Source organism: Ruegeria sp. BF7 (assembly GCF_056538605.1).
The window spans coordinates 55,077-61,297 of record NZ_JBQFTM010000019.1 but is presented as its reverse complement, the minus strand read 5'-3'; the positions used below and the strand labels follow the sequence as shown (position 1 = coordinate 61,297).

Annotated in this window: 6 protein-coding genes; all 6 read right to left on the bottom strand. The window is 57.8% G+C overall.

Annotated elements, in window-relative coordinates; translation table 11 throughout:
- Nucleotides 1-381: 381 nt before the first annotated feature.
- The 6 genes from ACR0IK_RS21980 to hpaD are packed head-to-tail and all read right to left on the bottom strand — an operon-like array spanning nt 382 to nt 6,201.
- Nucleotides 382-1,119 carry a metallophosphoesterase family protein gene (locus tag ACR0IK_RS21980; protein WP_480643290.1) on the bottom strand — a complete coding sequence of 246 codons (738 nt, stop codon included), beginning with the start codon at nt 1,117-1,119 and terminating at the stop codon, nt 382-384.
- Nucleotides 1,120-1,131: 12 nt separating this feature from the next.
- Nucleotides 1,132-2,187 carry an aldolase/citrate lyase family protein gene (locus ACR0IK_RS21975; protein ID WP_480643288.1) on the bottom strand — a complete coding sequence of 352 codons (1,056 nt, stop codon included), beginning with the start codon at nt 2,185-2,187 and terminating at the stop codon, nt 1,132-1,134.
- Between the two features lie 14 nt (nt 2,188-2,201).
- Nucleotides 2,202-3,002, bottom strand: coding sequence for a 2-oxo-hept-4-ene-1,7-dioate hydratase (gene hpaH / locus ACR0IK_RS21970; protein ID WP_480595901.1), 801 nt, complete (start codon nt 3,000-3,002; stop codon nt 2,202-2,204).
- A complete protein-coding gene (locus tag ACR0IK_RS21965) occupies nt 2,999-3,853 on the bottom strand; it encodes a fumarylacetoacetate hydrolase family protein (protein WP_480643286.1) in 855 nt (284 codons plus the stop codon). The genes hpaH and ACR0IK_RS21965 overlap by 4 nt, the downstream gene beginning before the upstream one ends.
- The gene (locus ACR0IK_RS21960; protein WP_480643284.1) at nt 3,853-5,334 is read right to left on the bottom strand and encodes an NAD-dependent succinate-semialdehyde dehydrogenase; all 1,482 of its coding nucleotides are present in this window, start codon (nt 5,332-5,334) and stop codon (nt 3,853-3,855) included. The genes ACR0IK_RS21965 and ACR0IK_RS21960 overlap by 1 nt, the downstream gene beginning before the upstream one ends.
- A 24-nt stretch (nt 5,335-5,358) precedes the next feature.
- Entirely contained in the window at nt 5,359-6,201 is an 843-nt protein-coding gene (gene hpaD / locus ACR0IK_RS21955) for a 3,4-dihydroxyphenylacetate 2,3-dioxygenase (protein ID WP_480643283.1), read from the bottom strand.
- Nucleotides 6,202-6,221 lie beyond the last annotated feature (20 nt).

The window sequence follows — 6,221 nt, the reverse complement described above, 5'->3', positions numbered from 1 at the left end:
CATAGGGCGTATCTCCAATCTTGTCGCCAAACTGAAGGATTCGCCAAACTCAAACATCACTGATTGCGATATCTGATTGCAGGAAACGACATAATCCAGCGGAAACCGGCTGCTGGTTTTCGCCACAAAGAAGATATGTTGGGCCTATCGCACCCCTATGTCCGGATTGTTTGACGAGAAATCAGGATGTTTGTTGCTCACAAAACTCAAGAGGGATTGTAAGGGGCAACGTTGCCGATCATGAGACTTTGATCCGGTGAAGCATCATATTCTCCTCTGTTTGCCGAAAGCATAGCTGTGATCGCCACTGGCGCATGAGCGAGTGTTTCAACGGCGCCAGGACTTTTTTGTAACGCGCTGTCAACAATTAGCGAAAGATCTTCAAAAAGCTCGATGCGTCAGGGCAGTTCGGCCCTTGTCCTGCAACATCCAACACTCTGATCCTTCAAAAACCACGGCGGCCAATGATCGGCCATATCCTGCTCCGGTGTCGATGTTCACACGGTTTCCGTGGTGTTCCGGTTTAGCGACGTGGGTATGGCCATGAACAACCAGCCACGGGTAGGGGTCCGGGCAGTTTAGAAATTCTTCTCGAATCCAGATCAGGTCATCGTGATCCTGTCGATCTAAAGGAATGCCGGGCCGTATTCCTGCATGAACAAACAACAGGTTATCGTGCAGATAGTAGGGGACCAGCCCTGCCAGAAAACCGATATGGGCCTGCGGAACGGCAGCTTTGGCCTTGGCGTGGATCTGATAGGTTCGATCCCCTTCACGCACCTCGACGCCATAGGATTTCAGTGTGTCAACCCCGCCGATCCGGGGATGCAGCCAATGATACCCGACCAACAAACGCGCGTCATTGCGCGGATAGTCTTCAAGAAACATTGCGCACATCTGGTCGTGGTTGCCGCGCAGGAATGTCCAGTTTCTACCTTCGGATTGCCCTTTTATCAGAAGGTCCAGAACCTCGCGACTGTGGGCGCCGCGATCCGTGTAGTCACCGATAAAGACGATTTGGGCATCAGGCCCGCCGTCTTTTTCTATGCGTACCAGAGTGTCCTCTAACATGTGCAACTGACCGTGGATGTCGCCTATGGCGTAGATGGGATCAGACATTTTTTGGTGCTTTTATTCAGACCAATTGATGCGGATCTCTTCGCGAAAGGCGAAACGCACCAGATGAGCTTCGATTACATCTTTCCAACGCGCCAAATCGCCTCGAGGACCGGTCACTGCGGTGAGAGTCAGGGTGGTATCGTCCGCTTCGAGGGTCACACTGTTTCCATCTGCAAAGATCACGCTACCCTTCTTCTCATCAAAACTGGCCTCGGCCTTGTGCGACCAATGCTTACAGAGTTGCTGCAGGTATTTGCCGGCTGCAGCGGTTTGGGCCGCGCCCGAGGCGATCTGGTCCGGCAACAGGCCCAGCCCTGCTTTTGCAGCGTTGCGCATTGCTGTTGCAAATAATGTAACGTCAATATTAGTGGCCACAAAGCTGGCCCCCAAGTCCAGACATTTGCGCTGCATCACCGGATCAAGGGTTAGGATACCCGCCGCCTTGCCCGCAGCCACGATGCGGGTCAGCGCGTCCAACACGGCCTCAACTACATCTGAGTGACCAGCATTGCCGATATGGCCCATGTCGGCGGCCAGATCGGAGGGGCCGATGAACACCCCATCCACATCGGTCGCCAGAATATCGTCCAGCGCCGCCAGGCCAACTTGGTTTTCCACCTGTACCAGTAGGCAAATCTGTTCGTCCGCCGTTTTTAGATAGTCCGGGATTGCGGCAAACCGCGAGGCCCGCGCCAGCGCCGAACCCACGCCCCGCATGCCGCGCGGCGGGTATTGCACCGCTCGCACCAGTTCACACGCCTGATCGCCACTTTCGACCATGGGCACCAGAAGGTTCTGCACTCCGGCGTCCAGATATTGCTTGATCATCCATGTCTCGCCAATCGGAAGGCGCGCAACCGGGGTGCTGCCCGATCCTTCGATCACCCGCACCTGTTCAAGGATCGAGCGCAAATCGTTCGGCGCGTGTTCACCGTCGACCAGTAGCCAGTCGAATTGCGCGGTTGCTGCGATCTCGGCCGTATAGGCATTGGCCAACCCAACCCAACAACCGATCTGGGGTCGCCCGACCTTGAGAGCGGCTTTGAACGTGTTCTTCGGCACAGGCATGTGCAGTGTTCCTTTCAGGCGAATATGACATCGACAGAGCCAAACGGTCCGAAATCGGCATGTATTTCAGTGCCGGGTGGGCATTCGACCGGGCGGATAAAGCTGCCGGACAGGATGACCTGACCGGGATCGATGCTTTGGCCGTATTGCGCCATACGGCGGGCCAGCCAGACTACGCTTTCGACCGGGTCGTTCAGCACGCCTGCACCCAGGCCGGTTTCCTCGATCTCGCCATTGCGGAAGGCCAAGGCACCGACCCAGCGCAGGTCAAAGGCATCGACGGCGTGCCGTTCTGCACCCAGTAAAACGCCCGCATTGGCCGCATTGTCGCTGATCGTGTCGAACACGGTGCGGGCTTTGCCCGTCTCGGGATCGATCCGCTGAATACGGGTGTCGAGGATTTCGATCGAGGGCGCGACGTAATCCGTTGCGGCGATGATCTCGTCGCGGGTGACGTTTTCGCCGCCAACTGCGGATTTCATCACAAAGGCAATCTCAGCCTCAATCCGCGGCTGGATGAAACGGCCCGCCGGGACAGTTCCACCGTTATCAAAAACCATGTCATCAAACAGGATGCCACTGTCGGGAATGTCGATGTTCAGCGCATATTGCATGGCCTTCGAGGTCAGGCCGATCTTCCAGCCGATCACCTTACGCCCTTCGGCCAATTTCTGGCGATAGATGGCGTTTTGCACCTCATAGGCGTCGTCTATCCCCATCTCGGGGTAGCGCAGGCTCAACAGGCCGATCTGCTCACGCGTACGCTCAGCCTGCAGCAGATCAGCGGCGGCGCTTGCATGATCCTCGGGGGTCATACCTGTTCGTCCTCGACAGTATTGCGCAGCGTGCCTATGCCTTCGACCGAAACCTCGACCACGTCGCCTGGAGCAAGGTACTTCGGGGGATCAAATCGTGCCCCTGCCCCGGTGGGCGTTCCGGTGACGATGATATCGCCCGGCTGCAGGGTCATGAAGGTCGAGATGTATTCGATTTCACGCCGGATCGGGAACATCATGCGGTTCAGGGTATCGTCCTGGCGCAGCTCGCCATTCACATGGGTCTGGATGCGGGCGTCATCCAGTTGCGCCGCATCGGTGAACGGCACCAGCCATGGGCCGATTGCGCCGGAGTTATCCCAGTTCTTGCCTTGGGTGACGTTGAACTTGGCGTGCCGCACCCAGTCGCGGATCGTGCCTTCGTTACACAGGGTCAGGGCCGCGATGTGGTCATAGGCGTCTTCCTCTGAAATCCGTCGGCCCGGCTTGCCGATTACGATGGCCACTTCGCCCTCGTAATCCAGCGAATGGTTTTCCGGCGGACGGATCAGCGGGCGGTCATGGCCTGTAAATCCGCTGGCAAAGCGCGGGAACAGCGACATGTATTTCGGCTGCGCGCTGCCATCCTTGTATTCCGCATTGCGATCAGGAAAGTTCACCCCAACGCAAAGGATGCGGCGGGCATCGGGCGTGACCATCTCATAGGTGAGGTCTTTGTGCGTCACCTCCCGGCCCTCGGCAGCCGCGGCCAATTGATCGAACATTCCGGCGGTGATCACCTGGTACAGGCTGCCGTGATCGGGAAAGGCGTCATTCAGCGCGATCGCGCCGTCATCGGTGATTGCGCCAAAGTAGGTTGCGCCATCGGCGGTGTAGGTTGCAAAGCGCATCAGGCCTCCTCGGTGGCATCGATGCCACCCATGCAGATGTATTTGAGTTCCATGAAGTCATCGAGCCCATAGCGGGACCCTTCGCGCCCCAGACCCGACATCTTGACGCCACCAAACGGGGCTTCGGCAGTCGAAATCAGGCCAGTGTTGACGCCCACCATTCCGTATTCCAGACCCTCGGACACACGCCAAACACGGGCCAGATCCCGGGAATAAAAATACGAGGCAAGCCCAAACTCGGTGTCATTGGCGGCAGCTACGACCTCGTTTTCGCTGTCGAACCTGAACAAGGGCGCGACAGGGCCAAAGGTTTCCTCGGTCGCCACTGCCATGTCCGAGGTCACACCGGTCAGGATGGTGGGCTCAAAGAAGGTGCCGCCAAGCGCGTGGGGCTTGCCCCCAAGCGCAATCCTGGCACCTTTGGAAGTTGCGTCTCCGACATGTTCGGCCACCTTGTCCACGGCGGCCTGATCGATCAGCGGGCCAAAAATGACGCCCTCGTCAAACCCGTTGCCGGTCGGCAGGGTCGCTACCCTGGCAGCCAGTTTTTCGGCAAAGGCATCATAAACACCGGCCTGCACGTAGATGCGGTTGGCACAAACACAGGTCTGCCCATTGTTGCGGAACTTGGCGATCACGGCCCCTTCGACGGCGGCATCCAGATCGGCATCGTTGAACACGATGAACGGCGCGTTGCCGCCCAGTTCCAACCCCAGTTTCTTGATGGTCGGCGCGCATTGGGCATAAAGCATCGCGCCAATCTCGGTCGACCCTGTGAAGGTCAACTTTTGAACGATCGGGCTTGAGGTCATTTCACTCCCAATCGCACGCGCCGATCCGGTGATTACCGAGAACAGACCAGCAGGCAGCCCCGCACGTTCGGCCAGAACGGCCAGCGCGATTGCCGAAAATGGCGTCTGGCTGGCGGGCTTCAGCACCATGGAACAGCCAGCAGCAAAGGCCGGTCCGGCCTTGCGGGTGATCATGGCGTTGGGAAAGTTCCAGGGCGTGAAAGCGGCCACGACACCAATGGGCTGTTTGACAGTGATGATCCGCTTGTCCGGCGCATGACCGGGGGTGACATCACCGTAAGCACGACGCGCCTCTTCGGCGAACCACTCAATAAAACTGGCACCATAGGCGATCTCACCCTTCGCTTCGGCCAGCGGCTTGCCTTGTTCGGCGGTCAGGATGGTACCCAGATCATCCTGATTTTCCATCATCAGATCGTACCAGCGACGCAAGACTTGGCTGCGCTCTTTCGCGGTGCGTTTGGCCCAGTCTTTCTGGGCGCGCTGCGCATCGGCAATCGCCTCGGCCGTTTCTGCAGCACCTAGATTGGGCACCCGGCCAATCACCTCACCCGTTGCCGGGTTGGTTACGTCAATCGCGCTTTCAGCCTCGGTGGCATCCACCCATCTGGACCCGACCCGCGCCATTTCGGCAAGCAGGCTAGAATCGTTGAGACGCAGTTCAGTCATTCGAATTTTCCTGTCACCCCGGCCTTACACCGAGAAGCTGATATTGGTCTGACCCGTTCCGGAACTTCCGAAATACGGGGTGTAGATGTCGATCTTGCCCTTGTAACTGCCCCATCCAAGGGCGCCGAACAGCAAGGCAGTATCGTTCATGGCACATTCGCCGGCGCATTTCTTGGCGTAGTCGGGCAGGAGTTCCAGGAACTCTTCAAAACGGCCCTGTTCCCACAGGTCCAACACCCGCATGTCCATCTGTCGGTTGAACTCTCCATTCACCGAATTCAGACCATCGACCGAGCGTTCGTTGGGCGTGAAATCATGGCTCAGCGACCCCGAGGCCAGGATCGAGACGTTCCGGTCAGACCGTCGGATGCCTTCGGCAATTGCCTCACCCCAAACCCGGTTTTCGGCAATCGACGAAAACTGGTTGACTGCCACAGGCAGAACCCGCGCGTTCACGCCATCGTTGATAAAGTGCATCGGCAGCAAGGTACCGTATTCCATCCCCATATCGGGATGCGAATGACCAAGGGCCCGTTCACCACGCTCGCGCAGAACGTCAAGGATCGTTTCGCCCAGCTCGTGATCGCCGCGATAGTCAAACTCCATATCCGCCAGCATGTGCGGCAGTTCGTGGCTGATGAAACGGCCCTTGTGGTGCTCTTTCGTGTTCAGGTGGAAACCCTGATTGGTGATCCAATGGGTGTCGAAGATGACGAAGGTATCGACCTTGCGATCGATCGCGTCCTGACGCAGGCGCGCATAGCCATCAATGGCAGGCTGGCGGATGCCCTTGTATTTCGGCATCGTGTGGGACATCCAGATGCTTGGCACATGCGTAATCTTCGCGGCCTGTACAATCTTTCCCATGATCGACTCCTTTCCAAAGT